Consider the following 21,645-nt stretch of genomic DNA (forward strand, 5'->3'; position numbering starts at 1 on the left):
GTATCAAAATATAAAAAGAGACCACTTCTTTTTTCTGGAAATGATCTCTTTTTTATTCGCTCTCTCTTTGCAATGCCTTAGCTTAATGACATTGGTCTCACGACCTCAGCGATTTTTTCTTCAGGGAAGTTTTTTACAGCCCTGTTTTACATTTGTCCCTGTATACAGCCTCTGTAATCGTTTCTCCTGTCCCATCAAAGCACCTGCACATAAAATGCAGTCGTCTGCGGCGGAATGCTGGCCGTCTGGAAATCCGCATGGATCACCCGCACATTCTGTCCGGGCCGCAGGTCAGAAAGCCGTATTGAATTTCCTGCCCTGTTTCTGATCAAGGTATCATTCGTAACAATAAACCTGTTCTGTCTGCTCATGTCATTTGGCCGTCCTGTATTAAATGACCTGTTCCTTACATCCACACTCACGATCCTTCCTGTGCTGACACTGTCTGCCGGACGGCTTCCTCTGCGGCGCACCACGATCAGAAAAGCATTTGACTGCGGAGGGATGCTGCGGGTCATGATCGGCGAAAATGCCGCATCGATCCGCATTCCTCTATGAATATCAGAGATGCGAAGACGCCTGCCGGTGGCATGAAAGATCAGCGTATTTCTGTTCACATTCAGCCTCAGAGAATTAATAAAAGTGATTCCGTTAGGTGCCCTGTCAGCATAAGAAATCAATACAGATCCTGATGTATTATCCCGCACAAAAACTTCTTCTACAAGGGCATTATTGACCTGCTGTATCCTTCCCTGACGGAAGATGGTACCGAAATTGCCAATAGGCATTTTAAAACCCCCGTTAAAACCTATCCATTTATTATATGACAGACATCCAAAAAGTTGCGTTCTCCCACTTTACATAAGTCAGACTGATACCAAAATAACTCACTTGATCCGAACTAAACAGTAAAATCCGGCATTTATCTGAACTCCACATTCACCACACAAATTTCCGCTTTTGTCCCCACTCTTATATACGGTCCAAAAACGCCAATCCCTGATGTTACAATATTATGCATCTCTCCTATTCTCAAATAACCATAGGGATTTTCCCACATAAACCGTATGGCAATATTTCCCGGAAACACCTGTCCATTATGAGTATGACCGCTTAAATCCAAATCAACCCCTGCCTGTGCAAGCGCCTCCAGTTCCTTAGGCTCATGATCCAGAACAATGATCGGCTTCTCCTGATCCATCTGCTGCGTAATTTCCCGGGCAGTCTTTCGTACTTCGATCCCCCGGCCCGGACGGTTAAGATCCGGCCGTCCATATAGATAGAAGCTTTGATCGATCAACACACCTTCATCCCGCAAAAGGTTGATTCCTGCCTTCTCGAGAAACTCATCCATCCTTGGATCACTTTCTTTTTTCTCATGCTTTCCGCCAAAGGTAAATCCCGCCAGGATCTTTTCCTCAACATCATGATTTCCATAACAGGCATAGACCCCATATTTGCTTTTGATTCCTTTCAGAATGGAGATGAGACGTTTCGGATCATCCAGCGCATCATATTCATTGTCAAAAATATCTCCTGCGATCACAACCAGATCCGGTTTTTGGACATTGATCTTTTTTACCATCTGCTCCATCTCCCGGCTTCCCGTATTATATCCCAGATGCAGGTCCGCCGCCAATATGATCCTTAAATCATCCAGATCCCCTGCCTTTTTTTCCACCACGGCATCATACTCTACAGTCCGGATCACACGTGCATTCACCGCCCCTGCAAGACACACAGCTGCAGTTACGGCCACACAGACTGTTCCCACGCAGGACAGTCTCAAATATCGGTTCATCACACCGAGCTTTCGAAAAATTACCCGCAAAAAATCCGCGATAGCGATCACGATCAATGCATAAAGCATCACTCCCAGCCAATAATTCCCGGTCAGCTTCATCAGACGGCCAAAACCCCCCTTTGGAAACCAAAAGCCGATCAGCACCGCCAGCGCCAGAAAGCTATAAACAGTCATAACGGCTGCCTTGATCCCTCTCCTATAAAAATGACTGCTGCAGGCATTCATCCACCGCAGCAGCCATCTTAAAATATATAGATTCAGTAAAATATAGACAGGTGATAAATAGACTGCCAACATTTTTGCTTCCTACTCCTTTACTTTTCTTCCCCGTACATATGCACAGTAAGCTGATTGTAGGGTATCTCAATATTTTCCTCATCAAATGTAAGCTTGATCTCCTCCAAAAGCCGCCATCTGGCAGTCCAGTACTCCTCCGTCTTCACCCATGCACGTAGCCCGAGCATTACGGCACTGTCTCCGAGAGAATCAACAAATACCTTGATATCCTCATCCTTCATTACCGCTTCATCCTGATTCAGCAGATCCTCGATCAACGCTTTCGCCTTTTTCAGATCTGCATGGTATGCAATCCCTACCTTAAGGTCCAGCTGGCGCTCCGGCCTGGCCGTCACATTGGTCAGACTGCTGTTCGCCAGAGTTCCGTTAGGAATTACGATCGTTTTATTGTCCACGGTGGACAGCTTTGTATAGAAAATCTGAATCTCCTTAACTGTCCCTTCATTCTTTCCCGTATTTTCTATAATGTAATCGCCTACCACAAAAGGCTTTAGAAGCAGGATCAGTACGCCTCCTGCAAAGTTAGACAAGCTTCCCTGCAATGCCAGGCCGATGGCAACACCACCTGAAGCGATCAATGCTGCCACGGAGGAGGATTCTACTCCCAGCTTTGTCGCAATGGTAAAGATTAAAAGTGCATATAAACTGAATTTTAGAAGGGAATCCACAAACTGGACCACCCCTTTGTCAGCGCTGGTCCGCTCCAGTGAATGCTTTACGATCTTCTGTATCCAGCGGATCACCACCCGTCCGATAAAGAAGAAGAGCAACGCAAGTATCACCTTAATGCCAAACCCGATCAGTCCTGGAAGATGATCCTGAAAATACTGCGTCACACGGTTCACTTCCTGTGTCACTTCCGCAGTGACTTCTTCTGCTGATTTAAACTCTGTCGTTTTCGACGCTGCCGCCGCTAATATCATCCTAATAAACCTCCTCTTCTGCCGTATACCTCTGCCCTGCACACTCTATGCCAGGTCATTCTAAATATACCGGTATATTTTATTCTTCCCGTAATGCAAGGAATGCACACAGGTTTCCTCTCTTATCTCCTGTTGTCCGGTGGGAATATAAGAGCTCGCTATTACAGTGAGTGCACAGATTCGTAACCGCAATATGCTCTTCTCTGATCCCAGCCTCCCAAAAGATCAATTCATTCGCTTTCCACAGATCCAATTGGAACTTCCCGTTTTCCTTTCCATAAAACAATTCCGGCCAGTTCTCCTCTTTAAACTGCTCTTTGAAACGTTCAATGACATCAACGCTTACCTCATAGCAGTCCTGGCAGATGGACGGGCCCACTGCCGCCAGGATATTCTCTGGATCACAGCCAAAGTGCTCCTGCATCGTTTCCACAGTCACTTTTCCAATCTTCCCCACAGTCCCCCTCCAGCCGGAATGGCTCAGTCCGATCACTTTTTTGACCGGATCCACAAAATAGAGCGGTACACAGTCTGCAAAAAATGTGACCAGGCAGATTCCCGGGATATCAGTTACCAGCCCATCCACATCTGTATAGCTCCTCGGACGCAGAATTCCCATCCCGCGGTCCTCGTCTGTCACCACCCGGACATTCGTTGTATGAGTCTGCTGTGTAAAGACCATATCCTCACACCGAACTCCGATCGCCTTTGCGATCCTGCTGAAATTTTCTCTGACCGCTTCCTCATCATCTCCGCGGGTAAAGCTTAAATTGAGGGAAGAATAGCACCCTTTACTGACTCCCCCGAGACGCGTGGAAAATCCATGCCTCACAATTCCCGTATTTTGAAACAACGGATATTCCAAATATGGAGTATCCGTCTCAATCTCTTTGAATATCTGCTTTTCATTCTTGTAATGAAGTCCTAAACTCATATAAATCCTTTCATCTATATACCGTATGCCGCCTAAACACAGCATCAGACAGCATCTGGCCTTTATCCCGTAAATGCATTCCTGATATGTGTGATCTTGCTGCCCTCAATCCCGATCACATCGAATCTGCACGGAACGTCCTCCATTCCATGCTCAACCAGATAATATGCGGCACACTGATAAATCTTTTTCTGCTTCCTTAGATCTACAGCCTCCAGGGGGCTTCCTTTTTTCCTATCCTGACGGTATTTCACCTCACAGAATACAAGATATTCCCCATCCGCTGCGATCATATCGATCTCTCCCAGACGGCATCTGTAATTATACTCCAATATCTGATACCCCTGCTGTTCCAGGTAGTATCCCACCGCCTGCTCGTAGTCTGTTCCCACTTTCCTGTTGTTCTGTTTTACAGATCGCTTCATTCTCTGTCCAAATGACTGCTGTCCCTTAACTGCCAACACCGGCTGTACTGCTTCGAAAGATCCACCTTACGGATCCTGCTTATAAAACGCGTGCATCCGATCGTCTTTCTCTCTTTCACGGCACAGCCACTCATCCTGTACCCAGAAAACACCACAAACTCTAAACAGATACAAAGTTCTTTATAAATGAACGCCGATGAATCGGTGTTGGTCCCAATTTTTTCAATGCCTCGATATGAGATGCAGAGCCATATCCCTTATTCTCCGCAAATCCATAATCGGGCAGTATCTTGTCATACTCTGACATCATCCTGTCCCTTGTAACCTTTGCGATCACACTCGCTGCCGCAATGGAAATACTCTTTGCATCTCCCTTTATGATCGGTACCTGACGGATCGTAATTCCCGGGATCGTCACTGCATCATTGAGCAGCAGCTCCGGAGCTGTCTTAAGCTCCTGCACCGCAATGCGCATCGCCTCATAGGTAGCCTGAAGAATATTGATCTCGTCGATCCTGGCCGGGCTTACCATTCCAATCCCGGTAGCGATTGCTTTTTCCATGATCTCATCATATAATTCCTCACGCTTTTTCGCTGTCAGCTTTTTCGAATCATTCAGATATAATATCTCACAGTCCTTGGGCAGAATTACCGCACCTGCTACGACCGGGCCTGCAAGAGGACCTCTTCCTACCTCATCGATTCCACAGATGTATGTATAGTGTGCATACTTTTTTTCATACTCACGCATCTGCTCCAGCCGCTGACGCTCTTTATTTAATTTTTCTTCCTGCTTTTTAAATCTTACGATCAGGTTCTTTACCCCGTTTCTTGTATCTTCACCGTACTTTTCATACAGGGCATGAAGCTGCTCTCGGTCAGCCCGCTCAAATTCCCACTTTATCTCACTGATACTGTTACTCATGTTTAATTACTCCAAATTTGCTAAATGGCCAGATGCGTATCCATGCCCTGCCAAGCAAATCCTTTCTATGAAGTACTCCGACATTCTCCTGACGGCTGTCCGCGCTGTGGTTCCGGTTGTCCCCCAGCACAAAATACTCATCTTCTCCCAGGGTGACCGGCTCACGCGCAATCCCCGGTTCCAGCATTTCTTCATTGCCGTAATGCTCATCCAGCTGCTGCCCGTTAATATAGACTTTTCCATCCTTTACCTGGACGGTCTCCCCCGGAAGACCTATGATCCTTTTAATATAGAACGTATTATCCTCAAACTGATAAGGAAATACGATGATCTCATACCTCTTAGGATCTCTGAAACGGAAGGATATCTTATCAACGATCAGATTATCTCCATCTGACAGTGTCGTCTCCATGGAAGAACCGCTGACGCGGGTCCGCTGTCCAACAAAAGTAACAATCAGGTAGGTCAGCCCTACAATGATCAGTATATATACGATCCACCCAAGAAGCTCCCTTATTATACTTCTCTCCTGTTCCATAGCCAATCCTTCTTTCCAGTATCTCTTTCTATCTTATGCATAATCTTCAGGAAATTCAAGAGTAATTTTTCCTAATCTTCCATTTCTGAAATCATCTAATAAAAGTCTTGCTGCCTTTTCCGTGTCCAGCTCGTTTCCTCTCACAAGACAATGACGGCTCTTAGCCACAGAATTCAGGCATACATAATGATCTGATGCCTCTTCGATCTGATATTTTTCCTTTAAAATCCCCGGATAATTTTCTTTTAAAAATCCGATCAGCTCTGCTGCAAGTTCTTCAGTATTCAGGATCTCATCTTTGATGGATCCGATAAATGCCAGACGAAGCCCTACTGTCTGATCCTCGAATTTAGGCCAGAGGATACCCGGCGTATCCAAAAGCTCCACATTCTTATTCAGCCTGATCCACTGCTTTCCCTTTGTCACGCCAGGCTTATTCCCTGTCTTTGTACAGGCCTTTCCTGCCAATGCATTGATAAAGGTGGACTTTCCGACATTCGGGATTCCGACTACCATGGCCCTCACCGGACGGTTTAAGATCCCCCGTTTTCTGTCTCTCTCGATTTTTTCCTTACACGCCTCCTGGATCACGCCATGGATCGACTTGATCCCGCCGCCTTTCTTAGAATTCACTTTCAGGACAGAATATCCTTTTTCTTTAAAATACTCTGCCCATGCATCGTTCCACCGATCTTCTGCCAGGTCTGACTTATTGAGCAGGATCAGTCTTGCTTTATTTTTACCAAGCTCGTCTATCTCCGGATTCCTGCTGCTCATCGGAATCCTTGCGTCAACCAGTTCGATCACCAGGTCGATCAGCTTTATATTTTCCTGCATCATGCGTTTGGCCTTCGTCATATGACCCGGGTACCATTGAAAATGCATGTTGTTTCCTCCTTTATCTCTTCACAAAGCCGAAATCTGAGCCAAAGCTCGCCACAAACCAGACCTTGCCATAGATTTTATTTCTTTTCACATTGCCGATATCGGCCATGCGGCTGTCATCACTGCTTGAATGATTATCCCCCAAAACAAAATATTCATTCCCTTTGAGCACTACCGGCTCATCTGCGATCCCTGCCTCTTCAATATCCTCTGCAAAAATGTGTTCCAGCGTCTCCACGTCGTTAATATAAACACTGCCATCCTTGATCTGCACAGTCTCTCCCGGCAGCCCCACAATACGCTTGATCGAATAATGTGTATTCTCATTCCCATTTGGCTTAAAGGCAATGATATCCCCGCGATTCGGTTTGCTCGCATTATAGATCAGACGGTTCACCAGTACCACATCCCCATTCTGGAGAACAGGCTTCATAGAATCGCCCGCATTGCTGACCCTCTGTCCAAAAAACCACACGAGCACGAATGCGATCACACAGACGATCGCAATCTGAACCGCCCAGTTTGCCGCCGCTGCTGCACTTTTAAGATGCGCCCTTACCTTTCTTTTTTCAAAACGAAGCTGTGGCTTGTTTACCTCAAACCGTAGCCCCTGCTTTTTCATCTTCTTCTTTTTTCTTGCCTGTCTTCTGCGCTTTTTCCGAAAATTTAAATCCTGCATAGACTTCCCTCATTTTTTCAGATACACTTTTGCATATCTACAGCTTGCCACCTGTAGAGGTGGAGTCTTATCCCTATTAAAGATAAAAGGGACAATATACATGCTGTACTTGTCCCTCTCATAGTTACTATTTTACTAATTCTTTTACCTTAGCTCTCTTACCAACACGGCTTCTTAAGTAGTTCAGTTTAGCTCTTCTTACTTTACCTCTGCGGACAACTTCTACTCTTTCAACATTTGGTGAGTGTAATGGCCAGGTCTTTTCAACACCGATTCCATTAGAATTCTTTCTAACTGTGAAAGTAGCTCTTGTGCTTCCTCCCTGTTTCTTTAAAACTGTTCCTTCGAAAACCTGGATTCTTTCACGGTTACCCTCTTTAATCTTAGCGTATACTTTTACTGTATCACCAACATTAAATTCCGGTGCATTTTCCTTTAACTGCTCTGCTTCAATCTTTCTGATAATATCGTTCATTGTGTGACCTCCTTAATATTTAGACGTTCTTAATGCCTGTCTTTAGACTCATCTTATATCTGTAAGACCATTTTTGCATCAGAGGACCATCCCTTCTCATTTCACAACTGTTGTATTTTACCACACTTTTCTTCAAGTTTCAAGCGGATTTTACAAATTTATGATCCCCAATTTATGATTTCATCCCTGCTAATTCATCCATCCTATTCATGCAGAAATGGTTAAACACGGCGATCACCCTTCCCACACCGATTACCGCCAGCACCGTACCAAGCCCTATACCGACCAACTTCCCGGCGAAAAGAAGCCCAACTGTGATGGTAACTGTAATATTCAGTACATCAAAACAATTCTTCGTAAACCCAACGCCTTTTCCGACGCAGTCCGCAATGGCCTGTACGATCCCGTCTCCCGGATTTGGGATCATCCTCATATTCAGTGACATCGCAGCGCCAATCCCGGTTAACATAATGGCGATCATTAAAAACAGTACCCGCCCGGCGAAGCTTCCTGCAAAACGGTCGCCATAGGCAGCCTGCTGATCAGGAAGCCAGGCAGAAAAAAGATTCAGAAACCTGGTGAAGACAAGACTCAGCGGGAACTGCAGAATATCCATGAAAAGGACCAGTTTTAAATTCACCTTATTGGCATGAGCCAGAACCGCTCCTTCCCTTCTTACATATTTCTGATTCCGAATGACATGCAGCACCATCTCCACCCCCACAAATAGTGCATACAGCAACAGGGTCGTATTTCCGAAATTCAGATTCCATATCGAAGAAATACTGTAGGAAACAGAAATGATGGGGGATACCCCGAGCCCCGTTTTCGTATTTAATGTGATTCCCAGTGCAAGTACCAGAAGGCCTGTCAAATAGAAAATGTCTCTATATAAATATGTTTTTTTCATAAAGTAATGCGCTTTCATCCTACCAATATTTTTTGAAACTACATTCCATTTTATAAAAAGTCGCGCCGAATATCAACATCTAATCACTCTTTTGTCTAAAATTTCTTTCAGTACGGCACTTTTTTTCTATTTCTTTCTTTTTATTTTTCTGATCTATGTTAAAATAAAGCTAACAGCCTGAAACGGCCTATCATCCTGACTCATCCGTCATTTTCCCGGATGCCGTCAGGTAAACTACAATGAAGCAATGGAGGTATAGCATGTATAACAGCACGGATATCAGAGAGTTATGCGAAGAAGAAGGGATCAGAATGATCGATTTCAAAATGACAGATCTGGACGGAAGATGGCGTCATATTACGATTCCGGTGGAACGGTTCAACGATGATATTTTCGTATATGGGATCGGATTTGATGGTTCTAATTACGGATACGCACCTGTAGAAAAAAGCGATATGGTATTTATCCCTGATCCGGATACCGCTGTCGTAGATCCTTTTACAGAGATCCCCACACTCACAATGTGCGGCAATGTGTGTGTGATCGGGAAGGAAAATACACCGTTTGACCAGTATCCAAGGAATGTCAGCCTTCGCGCCATCGAATATATGAAGACAGAAGGAATCGCGGATGAAATGCTGATCGGACCTGAATTTGAATTCCATCTTTTTGACAATGTAAGCTTTATGGTAGAACCGCAGAGAACTGCTTTTACCGTCGATACCAGACAGGCTGCCTGGAACAGCGGCAAGGAGGGTCCGGGGAACGCGGGTTTTCAGGTACCCAAAAGCGGCGGTTATCATATTGCGGCACCTCATGATATTGCCTACAGCTTGAGAAGCAAGATGTGTATGTACATGGAGGACTGGGGAATCGATGTTAAATACCATCACCATGAAGTAGGCGGTTCCGGCCAGATGGAGATCGAAGTGGAACTCGGTGATATGGTCGACATGGCTGACAAAACGATGATCATCAAATACATCATCAAAAATGCAGCCGTCAAGGAGGGCAAAACAGCCACATTCATGCCTAAGCCGATCTACCGGGAGGCCGGCAACGGAATGCACGTACATATGCTCCTCATGAAAAATGGAGAGCCTATTTTCTATGATGAAAACGGCTATTCCGGTTTGAGCCAGACTGCCCATTATTTTATCGGCGGGCTGCTAAAGCATGTGCGCTCCCTGTGTGCATTTACAAATCCGTCCACGAACTCTTTCAAACGGCTTGTGCCCGGATATGAGGCACCTGTCACGATCGGATATGCAACCTCCAACCGCAGTGCAGTTATCCGTATCCCTGCCTATGCGAAGTCACCGAAGGCCAAACGTTTTGAACTGAGGAACCCGGACGCGACAGCCAATCCTTATTATGCCTACGCCGCGATCCTGATGGCCGGACTGGACGGGATCAAGAATAAGATCGACCCTTCCGCGAACGGCTGGGGCCCCTATGACTGTAACCTGTTTGATCTGCCTGAGGAGGAAAAAGCTAAGATCCAGTCTCTGCCAAGAACTTTGGATGAAGCCCTGAATGCTCTGGAAGCAGACCACGAATATCTGACAGCCGGAGGTATATTCCCGGAAAGGCTGATTGAGATCTGGCTGGAACGCAAACGTAGAGAAAGCCTGGAGATTTCACAGATCCCCCATCCGGCAGAATTTGAGAAATATTACGATCTATAATCCGAATCAACGTCACTAAAATCCATTGATGTATGTAAAACAGGCGCTGCCGGGAAAGAGATTCTCCTTCCCGGCAGCGCCGAACTTTTTCTTTATTTTTTACTTGGTTTCGATCTTATCTTTCTTATTCTTATTTAGAAACGTATCCTTGATATTTTTCCAGATCATAAAGATGATAAGCACAGCCCCCACATAACCGTTCAATACATAAATGATATTTACCAGAACTCGGAATGGGAGGAAAAGTCCGACGATAAGTCCGACAACTCCAAGCACAACTGTCAAAAGCTTAAACTGTTTTGTTCCTTCTTTTGCAAATCTGGCACATGGATTATACAAAAGCGGTACCGCTGTTGTATAAATACCTGCAAACACTACGATTGCAAAAATTGCTGCAAATGGTTTCCAGATTCGCTCTGCCAGGATCAGGTTCGGGATATCTGCGTTCCATACGAAGATTCCTGCATTTCCTGCTCCGCCTGTATTGATATTGGCGATCTGCGCAAGCATGATCAAACCGATTGCAACACAAACTGCAATAGTTCCGCCATAAATACCATATTCAATATCTTTCTTTTTGTTACGTGCTCCAAGAGCCGCTGTAAAACTTGCAAACCACAATAATACAAATCCTGCATAAGACAGCGCCGAGATCACCCAGTTGCTTCCTGCATTCTTAATTGTCTCACTTCCTGCCTCTGCAAATGCTCCTGTTCGGATGACATCCAGTCCTGCCGAAATATTGCCGGCATCTCTGAACAATGTAACGGCGCCAATACCGATACAAAGCACAACAATCACCGGGCCTACAATACCGATCTTATCCACAAGGGAATTCAGTCCGCCTATTACAGTCAGAATCGTCAAAGCTGCCAGAACCACACCGCCGATCCAGTATGGAATTCCATACTGCTGGCCCAGTGTAGATGCTGCCCCGCCGATCATGACAAAAAATGACATATAGCAAAATACAGTAGAATAATAGTCCATAAAGGTTCCTATATATTTACCGCAGTAAAACTTATAGATATCATTACCTTTCTCAAAGTGCTCCTCTGCCCCTGCTTTCGCAAAATTATAATTATAGTATACAAAGCAGACCGCAAACAACAAGATCGTCAGGAATCCTTTCAATCCATATGCTGTATAATACTGGATGATCTCCTGTCCTGTTGCAAAACCAGAACCGATCGTAAATGCAATGATCGCTCCTGCTAATATAACCACTCGTTTCCAATTAACAGCCTTATCACTACCCATATGCTTCTCCTGTCTTGATTCTTGCTTAAAGTATCTGCTGCAGTCTTTTATGAGGCTGCAGCAGGCTGTTTCACTTTATTCATTTGTTCTGACTTACTATTTCTCAAATACAGTCTGACCGTCTACAGGAGTCTGGAGAGCCTTAAGGGCTCTTCTTACCATACTCAGACGAAGCTTATAGCTGTCCTTCTCACCCTGCGGCGGATCTCCAAGAGGATATGGGATTCCTATGCCTGGGATGATACGGTTTGCGCCTATTGTCAGAGAAATCGGAACGACTGTAGCCATATGTACTACCGGGATACCATATTTTTCAATCCCTTTTACCATCGTTGCACCGCAACGAGTACAGGTACCTCACGTGGAGACGAGGATAACCCCGTCAACATGCTCGTCAACGAACATCTGTCCGATCTCAGTACCGAATTTAGCCGCAGAAGCGGTTGCTGTTCCGGTACCAGTGGTTGCACAGAAGTAGTTTACAAGTTCGCCGAATTCGCCTGCTTTTTCCAGTTCACGCAGAGCATCCAGAGGAACGACTACGTTCGGATCAGCAATTGCAAACTGACGGTCATATCCGCCATGGATGGATGTGAAATCATCTGCGGAAAGACGTTCCATGCCAGTGATGTCATATTTTCCCCATTTCGTTGCATTGGAGGACTCAATATGATCCGGGTTGCCTGTAGGAACAATACCGCCGGATGTTACAACAGCGATCTTTGCGCTCCTGATATCTTTGACCGGCTCAGCCGGACTCACTCTGTCAAACTTAGGCATCGGGAGGTCTGTCTCAAAAGGCTCGCCTTTTAACTTCTTAACAAGCATATCCAGTGCTCTCTCAGATCCGCGTTTTTCTGCGAAATAATTCACACGGATTCCACGCTCCAAATATCCTTCCTCTTTTGGTCCCAATACTTCCTCACCTGCTGCCAGCTTCTTAATCAATGATGACATAGTCGGAAGTACCTTCCGCATTCCTGCTGCAGAATTCGGAGTTTCAACAATGATCAGATCCTTACGGAACATATCTACACCTGGGTTCTCCGCATACATACCTGTAATGACCGGAATTCCAAGGCGCTCCTCTACTGCTTTACAGATGGTACCGCATGCCACACCATAACGTCCTGCATTAAATGCCGGTCCGGCTACGAATACATCTGGTTCATATTTTTTCACCATTTCAATAATCGTGTCTGTTGCTGTATCCAGATTTTCACCAAAATAGTTGTCACCGCATATCACGGTAGCCGCGATCTCAAAGTCGTCTCCCAGTGCAGTCAAAAGTCCGCTTCCCGGTCCTAATACTTCTTCACGGACTTCTGGCATATAGTCGGCCTTCTCTTCTCCTCCGATACCGGCAAAGAACTGATTAATATAATGTACTATTTTATATTTAGCCATCTTTTACCTCTCCTTTATTATCGATTAATAACCTCTTGCTGCCAGCTTGTTATATCCATTGGCAATTGTGGAGGCAATGATGATCTGAAGCTCTGCCTCAAAACTGCCGTCCGGATTCTTACAGCCATCCCAGCCGCCGATCTGCATTTCAATATAATCCTGAGTACCGATCACCTTATCCATTGCAGGGAACTGTAATGTTGCATTGCCCTGTCCACAGGATGACAGTGCATCCGCCTCCTCACATACGTCTGCCAGAGACTGTGACTTTCCGTCTTTTCCCGGGAATTCGTCTGTGATCAGAACCACCTTCGTGCCTGCTCTCTCTACCTTGCGGCAGTTCATCATAAGGTCTGTATCAGGATTGCCGTAGCCTTCCTCTGTAATCAGAACGCCGTCCAGTCCCATCCAATTGCAGAGTTTAGCAACCATATCGGAATGACGCTCTTTATCAGCAAGGAATACGTTCTCATTGGTCAGGATCACACCCATAAAGTTGATGTCTTTTCCATGACGCTTGAAGCAGTCCTCAATAACCGGATTGTGCAGATGATGATATGTCGTTACTTTATCGCAGGGAGCTACACAGTTACCTGAGACAATGGCCCCATCCATAATCTCTGTAGGATACATAAAGGTAGGAATAAACTGCTTTGCATCAACGCCATAATAATAGGTATCATGCAGAAGTCCCTGTGACTGCAGCATGTGAATATATCCAACCTTCGGAAGATCCGGATACATTGCAGCCTGCTCAAAGATCGGCTTTGTCTCATATGTAACGATCTCATCCGGCTCCACGTCTCTTCCTGCCTCACCGATATAAGCTGCCACTTTAAGGCCTGCCATACGGGCTGCCTTCTCATAAACATGAGTCTCCAGGCCGTCTGCCGGCTCTACAACAACACACAGATTGTATGTCTTGGAGAATGGGCAGTAATCTGCAGCCGGACCGCTCATATCAATGACACCCTCCTGGAATCCCACGATCTTTCCTGCTGTCACAACACAGCAGCCTTCCAGCGCATGTGTACGTCCTGTTCCAACCTGCGGGCTGACTTTTCCGATCACACCCGGGAACATCTCCCCGCCGCTTAATTTCACTCTAGGCTCGATCACGTCCTTGACTGGTGTGATTCTCACAGACTCACCCGGTTTAGCGATGTCAACCGTACAGCCGGTCAGTTTGTCATCTTCCAGAACAAGCTTCTCCACCTCATCCTTGTTGACATAAAGTACGCCGTCTTCCACATGGGTCTTGTCGTCGAATCGGATATCTTTGATAAAGATTTTCCCCAATTCTAGCTTCATAATGAAATACCTCCTTTTTTTATAAAAGTTTTTAGCCGTTCCTCTTTCCGTTTGACAGGCCGACACCCTCTGTCTAACGGTTTTGTACAAAATTAATAACTTCAAAACAGTAATCGCGATAACTTATGTACACAATATAACATATGTTATCGCGATTATCAATAAATCAAACACTATTATAGACGGAATTAATGAATTTCGTCACTTTGTTATTTTTTAGACGTATTAATTGTACAATATTACCATATTTTAATGCTCAATTAAAAAAAGCCCTGCTATCTTTTTGATCTCTTCCATGAACTGTTCTACCTTGGCTTTGATCTCTTCCGGTTTGATTCCCAATTCCTGTACTTCTTTAAAATATCCCAGGAATAAAGTACATTCCATATGATTGAGCCTTGATGCATCCTCCTGGTGGATCTTCCCCCGCTTTGCCAGCTGGCAGCACATATAGTAATCACGGCCATAATATTCCGGTATTGTAAGCATTTCCTTTACGATCGGACTGACCTTCACGATCGCATCTGGAAACATGTCGTAATATTCCTCCAGTGCCTTCCCCAGGTTTTTATTAATATTTCTATAAAAAATGCATTCGAACGCCTCAACCTTTTTAAATGCCTCATATGCATATGCACGCCAGATTCCAAAATGAACATCCCAGATATCTTCCCAGTTTTTTTCCTGTTTCGAAAGTTCCTGTATATATTCATTCAGAGAATCCAGATGAGCATAATACAAAAGTTCATCCAGATTTTCAAAATACCGATAAAGACTTGCAGAGGAACATCCCAGTTCTTTTGCAATCTTCCTTATACTGATAGCTTCTACTCCTTCCTCTTTGATGATATTGCTGACCTTGATTATGTAATCCTTCCTGTTCAGCCCTTTAAAGTAAGGAGTTCCTTTATCCTTTTCCATTGCCTTCCCCATCTATCTTTTGATTCTTATAATTTTGGCAGTACATTTTCTATCATTGACAGATCAATGGTCTTATAATCATACGCGATTTTTTCACTGTATTTCGGGGTCTTTTTAATTTCATTCCACTTTTCAAATACTTCCACAGCCTGCTCGATCAGGCAGATATCCTCCACCGTACTTTTTTCTCCGTCATATAGGAGGATGGTACGGTAAGGAGTCTGATTCGGCTTTAAGCTGGAGGCCTGCGGATGTGTCAAGAGTTTATGATCTGTATGGATCAGGTCACGGGCCTTTTTTAAGACCTCCTCATAGGTCTCAAGAAAAATCACCTGCTTTACATCCTCTTTCCACTTTTCTGCTGCCCTGTCATTATTTGTAACTAGAATACATTGTTTTAAATCGTACATTGAAATGCCCTCCCTGGTCATATACATTTTAGAATATTATCTGATATTTGGGAGTATCTGTCAATCTTATTACCATTTAATCCTCTCTGTTGTCGGCTTCTCTGATCAATTTCTTCTCTGCATCAGTCAGCTCGCACCTCTCGAGCAGATCCGGCCGCCGTTCCTTTGTCCTCAGAATAGACTGCTCCCGGCGCCATTTCTCGATATTCGCGTGATGCCCGGACAGCAGCACCTGTGGCACTCTCTTCTCATGCCACACTTCCGGCCTTGAGTACTGCGGATATTCCAGCAGGTTATCCTGAAAAGACTCAAACTCTGCTGACACGTCATTATGGAGTACTCCTGGCACGAGCCGGGAGATCGCATCTACCATGACCATGGCCGGAAGCTCTCCTCCGGTCAGTACATAATCCCCAATAGATACATAATCTGTCACGATCTCTTCCAGCACTCTCTCATCGATCCCCTCATAATGGCCGCAGAGCAGGATCAGCTCCTCCTCCCTGGCCAGTTCTTCAGCCATCTTCTGATCGAATGTCTGTCCCTGAGGAGAAAGATATACAAGCCTTGGTTTCTTTTCAAGCTTTCCGGCAACTGCCTCATAAGCCTGGTACACCGGCTCCGCCTGCATCAGCATCCCTGCTCCCCCGCCATATGGATAATCATCCACACTCTGATGTTTATTAAATGCATAATCCCGGATATTCACTGCCTCAATAGACAACAGCCCATTATTTACCGCACGCCCGATGATGCTTGTATTCAGCCCGTCCATGACCATATCCGGAAATAAGGTTAAAATATGAAAATTCATTTTTCTCCTGCCTTTACTTCACTAAAATCTTTAATCCACTGCCTGTCTGCAGCTCCCTTCCGTTTTGCTCCGGCCTTAGATCAATCCGTCCAGCAGATGGACCTTCATCGTCTGCGCCTCCACATCGACATCCAGGATACAATCATGGATCGCCGGGATCAGCACTTCCCCGTGCTCCTCTGACTCCACCACATAGACCTCATTTGCCCCTGTCTCGATCACATCTTTGAGTATGCCGAACTCACCGTCCTCTGTATATACCTTCATCCCGATCAGATCGGCGATGTAGTATTCATCCTCTCCGAGAGGCGCTGCATTTTCCCGTGTGACAAGAAGGCTTTTCCCTTTATACATTTCAATCTCATTTATATTATCGATTCCCTTGAACTTCACGATCACAAACTGCTTGAAAAACTTCACACCCTGAATCTCCAGAGGAATCCGTTCTTTTCCCGTGTCCAGTATTACATTCTTTAAAACCTTGTATCTCGCCGGGTCGTCCGTGGTGGGAAACACCTTGACCTCCCCCCGGATTCCGTGAGTCGATGAAATAACGCCTACCTGTAAGTATTCTTCCATACCTGTCTCCTATATCTCCCGATGAAAATAATATTTCCGGGTCTCTTTATATGAATTAACGCTTATGCTGATCCATAAGCCGCTTAATGCCGCATTTTCCCAAAAGGAAAGGGCCAGTCACTTTATGCTGATAATGCATGAAGGCTGTCCCTTATATATTCTGCTATTGCACAATGTCAACAACAACTCTCTTATCTTCCTTGGCAGCAGCTGCCTTAACTACAGAACGGATTGCTTTTGCAATACGTCCCTGCTTTCCGATGACCTTCCCCATATCGCCGTCAGCGACGCGGACCTCGATCACCGTAGTTCTGCCGTCCTGTCTCTCAGAAACAACAACGCTGTCCGGATCGTCTACTAATGCTTTCGCAATGACTTCAACTAATTCTTTCATTTAAGCTACCTCCGCGGAACAGCTTATTTTTCAATACCTGCTGCTTTTAAGATTTTACCTACTACTTCTGTAGGCTGAGCTCCGTTGTTTAACCACTTCTTAGCTGCTTCCTCGTCTACTTTGATTCCGCTTGGCTCCAGGTTCGGATCATATGTTCCGATTTCCTCGATAAACTTTCCATCTCTTGGAGATCTTGAATCTGCAACTACGATTCTATAGAAAGGAGCCTTCTTCTGTCCCATTCTTTTTAATCTGATCTTTACTGCCATTTTCTTTCACCTCTTCTTAATATTTTTTCTTTTTTGTTGTTAAATTTATGTGTTAAAAAGGAAGTCTGAACTTACCTTTCTTACCACCTCTGCCGCCCATCATGCCCGGAAGTTTCTTCATCATCTTCTTGGCTTCATTGAACTGCTTGACCATGCGGTTAACCTCCGCGATGTCCACTCCGGCGCCCTTTGCGATCCGGTGCTTTCTGGATGGATTGAGCAGGTCAGGATTGCGTCTCTCATCCGGTGTCATGGAATAGATGATCGCTTCCATCCTTGCCATCCTCTTCTCGTTCTCCTCATTGTCGAGGTCGGGCATCTTACCGCCCATGCCGCCAAGTCCCGGCATCATGCTCATAACACTTGAGAGACCGCCCATTTTCTTCATCTGGTTCATGCTCTCCAGATAATCCTCGAAGTCAAACTGGGCTTTCTTCATCTTCTGCGTCATCTGTCTGGCTTTCTCTTCGTCCATCTCGGCCCCGGCCTTTTCGATCAGGGTCAGGACATCTCCCATACCTAAAATACGGGAAGCCATTCTATCTGGATAAAACTGCTCCAAATCGGAAAGTTTTTCCCCCATACCTACATAGAGGATCGGTCTTCCTGTCACTGCCTTGATAGACAGCGCCGCACCACCTCTTGTATCGCCGTCCAGCTTAGTCACGATCACACCGTCGATACCGATCTTATCATGAAAGCTTCCGGCTACATTGACTGCATCCTGTCCTGTCATGGCATCCACAACAAGGATCGTCTGATGCACGTCCACCGCCTCTTTGATCTCCTGTAACTCTCCCATCATGTCCTCATCGATATGAAGACGTCCGGCAGTATCCAGGATCACGATGTTATTGGCGTTTTTCCTGGCATGCTCTAAAGCTGCCTTTGCAATATCAGCAGGCTTGTTTTTATCTCCCATGGAAAATACTTCCACGCCCTGCTTCTCTCCATTTATCTGTAACTGCTTGATCGCTGCGGGTCTGTAAACATCACACGCTACAAGCAGCGGTTTCTTTCCCTTTAACTTGAACTTCCCGGCAAGCTTTGCCGTGGTCGTGGTCTTACCTGCCCCCTGAAGGCCCGCCATCATGATGACTGTGATCGCACTTCCCGGCTGCAGCTGAATCTCCGTTGTCTCTGAGCCCATCAGATTCACCAGCTCTTCATTGACGATCTTGATGACCATCTGTCCCGGATTCAGACCGTTCATGACATCCTGTCCGACCGCACGTTCCTGTACGCTCTTAATGAAGCCTTTTACGACCTTGAAGTTGACATCTGCTTCCAGCAGAGCCATCTTGACTTCCTTTAAAGCTGTCTTTACATCATCTTCCGTAAGCCGCCCCTTACTGCGGAGGTTCTTAAATACGTTCTGAAGCTTCTCAGTTAAACTGTCAAATGCCATTCTATAACTCCTCTATTATCGTATCCGAAATCTTCCGGATCCTCTTAACCATCTCCTGTGGTTCCATGCCCTGATTCTCATAGGAATCTAAAGCACCATCAATCTCATGAACCTTTTCCCTGATCGAAAGGAACTTTTCCACCAGGTGCAGCTTGGTCTCATAACCCTCCAGTATCTTCTGGCAGCGCTTCACCAGATCGTGTACGCCCTGTCTTGAGATTCCTGCGTCCTGTGCGATCTCACTCAAGGAGAGATCCTCAAGCACAAACTGCTCGTAGATATCTTTTTGGTGATCTGTGAGAAGTTCACCATAAAAATCATATAATAATGCCTGTTCTAATATCTCATTCACATTAATCACCTTTGCTATCATACACAATAATAAAGCAGGTGTCAAGTATTTTTTCTTGACACCTGCATTTTATTATTTTTTTGTTATGTTTCAACTACCTGCTTTCGTTTTCATTTAATCTTCTTTATGTCTCTGGATCAAAGCATCTGCCACAATTACGATAATTACGATCAATCCCTTTAAGAACTGCTGCCAATAAGCAGAAAGTCCCAGAAGCGTCAATGCGTTGAACAACAAGTAAATCACAAGAAGTCCTGCCAAAGTCCTCCAGACACCTCCGCTGCCACCATTCAGGCTTGTTCCGCCCACAACCACTGCTGCAACCGCGGTCATCGTCAGATCTGCACCATGCAGCGCATTCCCCGATGCCACACGGCAGGCGATCATAATTCCTGACAAAGATGCACAAAAACCGAGAATCACAAAAATCATAAACTTATAAAACCAGGATTTAATACCTGCCAGCTTTGCCATATCATAATTGCCGCCGACTGCATATAGATTTCGACCAAATCTTGTATACTTCAATATATACCATGCAGCGATCAGCATAAGGAAAAAGAATATCACCAGATAAGGGATCCCGAGAACTTCCCCGTTCCCCATCTTATATGCCGCCGCACTGTATATTGGTACCTGATAGCCGTCTGTATAATAAAGTGCAAGCCCTTTGATTGCGATCTAGGTTCCTAAAGTAGCAACAAACGAGGACACCTTTCCGACTGCGACAATCAATCCATTCAGTGCTCCGAATAAAAGTCCGGCAAGAAGACTTACAAGAACTGCAATAACAAGATTTGTTGAATTTGCAAGATTCGCAAATATAAGGGATGTAAAAGCCATTATGGAACCGACGGAAAGGTCGAACTCTGCACAAATAATTGCATAGGTCATTGCAATCGTTGTTACCCCGTATACAGAAAAGCTGGCAAAAATATTTTTAATATTATTGAATGTAAAAAAATTATCCAGCACGATCGTCATCAGAACCGTCAAAAAAATCAGAAGGAAAAGGACAATATACTTAGACGGCTGAAACTTTATTTTTTTATTTACTGTTTCCATCATACTTTCCCTCCCTTTTCTTTTATCTTACCGGCCAGCACATCGAATAGGACTGCAAGAACAATGATAGAACCCCGGATGATCATCTGCGGATAAGTTGTTACATTCAGAATATGTAATGCATTCTGCAAAACTCCTAAAACAACCACACCGAGTACAGTCCTTCCGATCCCGCCTTTCCCTCCTGTCAGTGCTGTCCCTCCTACGACCACGGCAGCAATCGCATCCAGTTCCATCCCGTTTCCTGCAGTACTTGAGGCGGCATTCACCCGTGAAGACAGGATGACGCCTGCCAGCCCTGCGCAGAATCCGGCAATCACAAAAATAGCCACTGTATAAAACTTCACATTCACTCCTGACATTCTGGCTGCTGGTTCATTATTTCCGATAAAATAAATTGTCCTTCCAAATGGTGTCTTATTCATCATCAAGTAGAATAAAACGGCTAATCCCACAAAAATAATGATGGGCCACATCCCCTTTCCGATCTGACTGTGGAATCCACCGCCCTTTCCATTGATATAAACTCCGTTTGTCACCAAAAGTGTAAACGCGGCAATGGCCGTCTGCATGCCATAGGTGATGATAAAGCTTTCTCCTGTCCTTGCCTTTTTCCCGGTGATCGCGGCAATAATGACTCCATTGATCAATCCGACAATCCCCCCGGCACCCAATGCCATAATCACGCCAAGCCCATCCATCCTGTAGTCGTTAACCATCGTCATAACTACGACACCTGAAAGGGATAGAATAGAGCCGATTGACAGATCCATATGTCCTGCTATGATTACAATAGATACTCCCAATGCCATAACACCCGTCACAGAAACCTGCCGCAGAATATTCAGCATATTATTCACACTGAAAAAGTTTTCAGAGATAAAGGATACCACGATTATAATAAAAAGCAGTGCAATCAAGAGGCCATAGTCTAATAAAAGATAACTAATTTTATTTTTCTTCATCTTCCCC

The 21,645-nt window shown here is 45.1% G+C and carries 26 protein-coding genes; 1 reads left to right on the forward strand and 25 read right to left on the reverse strand.

The features are described 5' to 3' along the window. Positions 1-194 precede the first annotated feature (194 nt). The 11 genes from AC4OGX_RS10825 to AC4OGX_RS10875 all read right to left on the reverse strand — a co-directional run bounded on the left by AC4OGX_RS10825 (position 195) and on the right by AC4OGX_RS10875 (position 8,795). A complete protein-coding gene (locus tag AC4OGX_RS10825; protein WP_493330443.1) occupies positions 195-788 on the reverse strand; it encodes a hypothetical protein in 594 nt (197 codons plus the stop codon). 134 nt (positions 789-922) lie between these two features. Then, positions 923-2,101: a metallophosphoesterase gene (locus AC4OGX_RS10830; RefSeq protein ID WP_493330444.1), complete on the reverse strand. Its 1,179-nt coding sequence runs from the start codon at positions 2,099-2,101 to the stop codon at positions 923-925. Positions 2,102-2,118: 17 nt separating this feature from the next. Next, entirely contained in the window at positions 2,119-3,024 is a 906-nt protein-coding gene (locus AC4OGX_RS10835) for a mechanosensitive ion channel family protein (RefSeq protein ID WP_493330446.1), read from the reverse strand. Positions 3,025-3,103: 79 nt separating this feature from the next. Continuing rightward, on the reverse strand, positions 3,104-3,958 hold the full coding sequence (gene pgeF, locus AC4OGX_RS10840; RefSeq protein ID WP_493330448.1) for a peptidoglycan editing factor PgeF: 855 nt from the start codon (positions 3,956-3,958) through the stop codon (positions 3,104-3,106). A gap of 62 nt (positions 3,959-4,020) precedes the next feature. Beyond that, positions 4,021-4,383 carry a YraN family protein gene (locus tag AC4OGX_RS10845; RefSeq protein ID WP_493330488.1) on the reverse strand — a complete coding sequence of 121 codons (363 nt, stop codon included), beginning with the start codon at positions 4,381-4,383 and terminating at the stop codon, positions 4,021-4,023. Between the two features lie 160 nt (positions 4,384-4,543). Then, entirely contained in the window at positions 4,544-5,308 is a 765-nt protein-coding gene (gene rnhB, locus AC4OGX_RS10850) for a ribonuclease HII (protein ID WP_493330449.1), read from the reverse strand. Continuing rightward, the gene (gene lepB / locus AC4OGX_RS10855) at positions 5,301-5,846 is read right to left on the reverse strand and encodes a signal peptidase I (RefSeq protein WP_493330450.1); all 546 of its coding nucleotides are present in this window, start codon (positions 5,844-5,846) and stop codon (positions 5,301-5,303) included. Before lepB (AC4OGX_RS10855) ends, rnhB begins: the two co-directional genes overlap by 8 nt. Positions 5,847-5,879: 33 nt before the next feature. Next, positions 5,880-6,731, reverse strand: a complete 852-nt coding sequence (ylqF, locus tag AC4OGX_RS10860) for a ribosome biogenesis GTPase YlqF (RefSeq protein ID WP_493330451.1) — start codon at positions 6,729-6,731, stop codon at positions 5,880-5,882. 13 nt (positions 6,732-6,744) lie between these two features. Next, positions 6,745-7,410 (reverse strand): signal peptidase I, encoded by a 666-nt coding sequence (gene lepB, locus AC4OGX_RS10865; protein ID WP_493330452.1) that lies wholly within the window; start codon positions 7,408-7,410, stop codon positions 6,745-6,747. A gap of 127 nt (positions 7,411-7,537) precedes the next feature. Beyond that, the gene (rplS, locus tag AC4OGX_RS10870) at positions 7,538-7,885 is read right to left on the reverse strand and encodes a 50S ribosomal protein L19 (protein ID WP_493330454.1); all 348 of its coding nucleotides are present in this window, start codon (positions 7,883-7,885) and stop codon (positions 7,538-7,540) included. A gap of 172 nt (positions 7,886-8,057) precedes the next feature. Continuing rightward, the gene (locus tag AC4OGX_RS10875) at positions 8,058-8,795 is read right to left on the reverse strand and encodes a DUF6198 family protein (RefSeq protein ID WP_493330456.1); all 738 of its coding nucleotides are present in this window, start codon (positions 8,793-8,795) and stop codon (positions 8,058-8,060) included. Between the two features lie 260 nt (positions 8,796-9,055). Here AC4OGX_RS10875 and glnA point away from each other — a divergent pair, with 260 nt between their 5' ends. Then, positions 9,056-10,483 (forward strand): type I glutamate--ammonia ligase, encoded by a 1,428-nt coding sequence (gene glnA, locus AC4OGX_RS10880; protein ID WP_493330458.1) that lies wholly within the window; start codon positions 9,056-9,058, stop codon positions 10,481-10,483. A gap of 99 nt (positions 10,484-10,582) precedes the next feature. Here glnA and AC4OGX_RS10885 read toward each other — a convergent pair whose 3' ends face one another. From AC4OGX_RS10885 to AC4OGX_RS10950, 14 genes are all read right to left on the reverse strand, one after another. Continuing rightward, positions 10,583-11,743 carry a YkvI family membrane protein gene (locus AC4OGX_RS10885; protein WP_493330460.1) on the reverse strand — a complete coding sequence of 387 codons (1,161 nt, stop codon included), beginning with the start codon at positions 11,741-11,743 and terminating at the stop codon, positions 10,583-10,585. Positions 11,744-11,839: 96 nt separating this feature from the next. Beyond that, positions 11,840-13,150 carry a sarcosine reductase complex component B subunit beta gene (gene grdF / locus AC4OGX_RS10890; protein ID WP_493330461.1) on the reverse strand — a complete coding sequence of 437 codons (1,311 nt, stop codon included), beginning with the start codon at positions 13,148-13,150 and terminating at the stop codon, positions 11,840-11,842. 24 nt (positions 13,151-13,174) lie between these two features. Then, positions 13,175-14,461, reverse strand: coding sequence for a sarcosine reductase complex component B subunit alpha (gene grdG, locus AC4OGX_RS10895; protein WP_493330462.1), 1,287 nt, complete (start codon positions 14,459-14,461; stop codon positions 13,175-13,177). A 249-nt stretch (positions 14,462-14,710) separates the two neighbouring features. Further along, on the reverse strand, positions 14,711-15,394 hold the full coding sequence (locus AC4OGX_RS10900) for a TetR/AcrR family transcriptional regulator (protein WP_493330463.1): 684 nt from the start codon (positions 15,392-15,394) through the stop codon (positions 14,711-14,713). A 14-nt stretch (positions 15,395-15,408) separates the two neighbouring features. Further along, a complete protein-coding gene (locus AC4OGX_RS10905; protein ID WP_493330465.1) occupies positions 15,409-15,792 on the reverse strand; it encodes a GrdX family protein in 384 nt (127 codons plus the stop codon). Positions 15,793-15,868: 76 nt separating this feature from the next. Beyond that, positions 15,869-16,606, reverse strand: a complete 738-nt coding sequence (gene trmD, locus AC4OGX_RS10910) for a tRNA (guanosine(37)-N1)-methyltransferase TrmD (protein WP_493330466.1) — start codon at positions 16,604-16,606, stop codon at positions 15,869-15,871. 75 nt (positions 16,607-16,681) lie between these two features. After that, entirely contained in the window at positions 16,682-17,185 is a 504-nt protein-coding gene (gene rimM / locus AC4OGX_RS10915) for a ribosome maturation factor RimM (RefSeq protein ID WP_493330468.1), read from the reverse strand. A gap of 163 nt (positions 17,186-17,348) precedes the next feature. Next, positions 17,349-17,579 (reverse strand): KH domain-containing protein, encoded by a 231-nt coding sequence (locus AC4OGX_RS10920; protein ID WP_009003358.1) that lies wholly within the window; start codon positions 17,577-17,579, stop codon positions 17,349-17,351. 23 nt (positions 17,580-17,602) lie between these two features. Continuing rightward, a complete protein-coding gene (gene rpsP / locus AC4OGX_RS10925; RefSeq protein WP_009003357.1) occupies positions 17,603-17,848 on the reverse strand; it encodes a 30S ribosomal protein S16 in 246 nt (81 codons plus the stop codon). A 52-nt stretch (positions 17,849-17,900) separates the two neighbouring features. Beyond that, entirely contained in the window at positions 17,901-19,256 is a 1,356-nt protein-coding gene (gene ffh / locus AC4OGX_RS10930; RefSeq protein ID WP_493330469.1) for a signal recognition particle protein, read from the reverse strand. 1 nt (position 19,257) lies between these two features. Beyond that, positions 19,258-19,629: a YlxM family DNA-binding protein gene (ylxM, locus tag AC4OGX_RS10935; RefSeq protein ID WP_493330470.1), complete on the reverse strand. Its 372-nt coding sequence runs from the start codon at positions 19,627-19,629 to the stop codon at positions 19,258-19,260. Between the two features lie 93 nt (positions 19,630-19,722). Beyond that, on the reverse strand, positions 19,723-20,289 hold the full coding sequence (locus tag AC4OGX_RS10940; RefSeq protein WP_493330489.1) for an ABC transporter permease: 567 nt from the start codon (positions 20,287-20,289) through the stop codon (positions 19,723-19,725). Beyond that, positions 20,290-20,676: an ABC transporter permease gene (locus AC4OGX_RS10945; RefSeq protein ID WP_493330471.1), complete on the reverse strand. Its 387-nt coding sequence runs from the start codon at positions 20,674-20,676 to the stop codon at positions 20,290-20,292. Further along, on the reverse strand, positions 20,673-21,638 hold the full coding sequence (locus AC4OGX_RS10950) for an ABC transporter permease (protein WP_493330472.1): 966 nt from the start codon (positions 21,636-21,638) through the stop codon (positions 20,673-20,675). The genes AC4OGX_RS10945 and AC4OGX_RS10950 overlap by 4 nt, the downstream gene beginning before the upstream one ends. Positions 21,639-21,645: the final 7 nt, after the last annotated feature.

This window comes from Faecalicatena sp. (assembly GCF_058819085.1).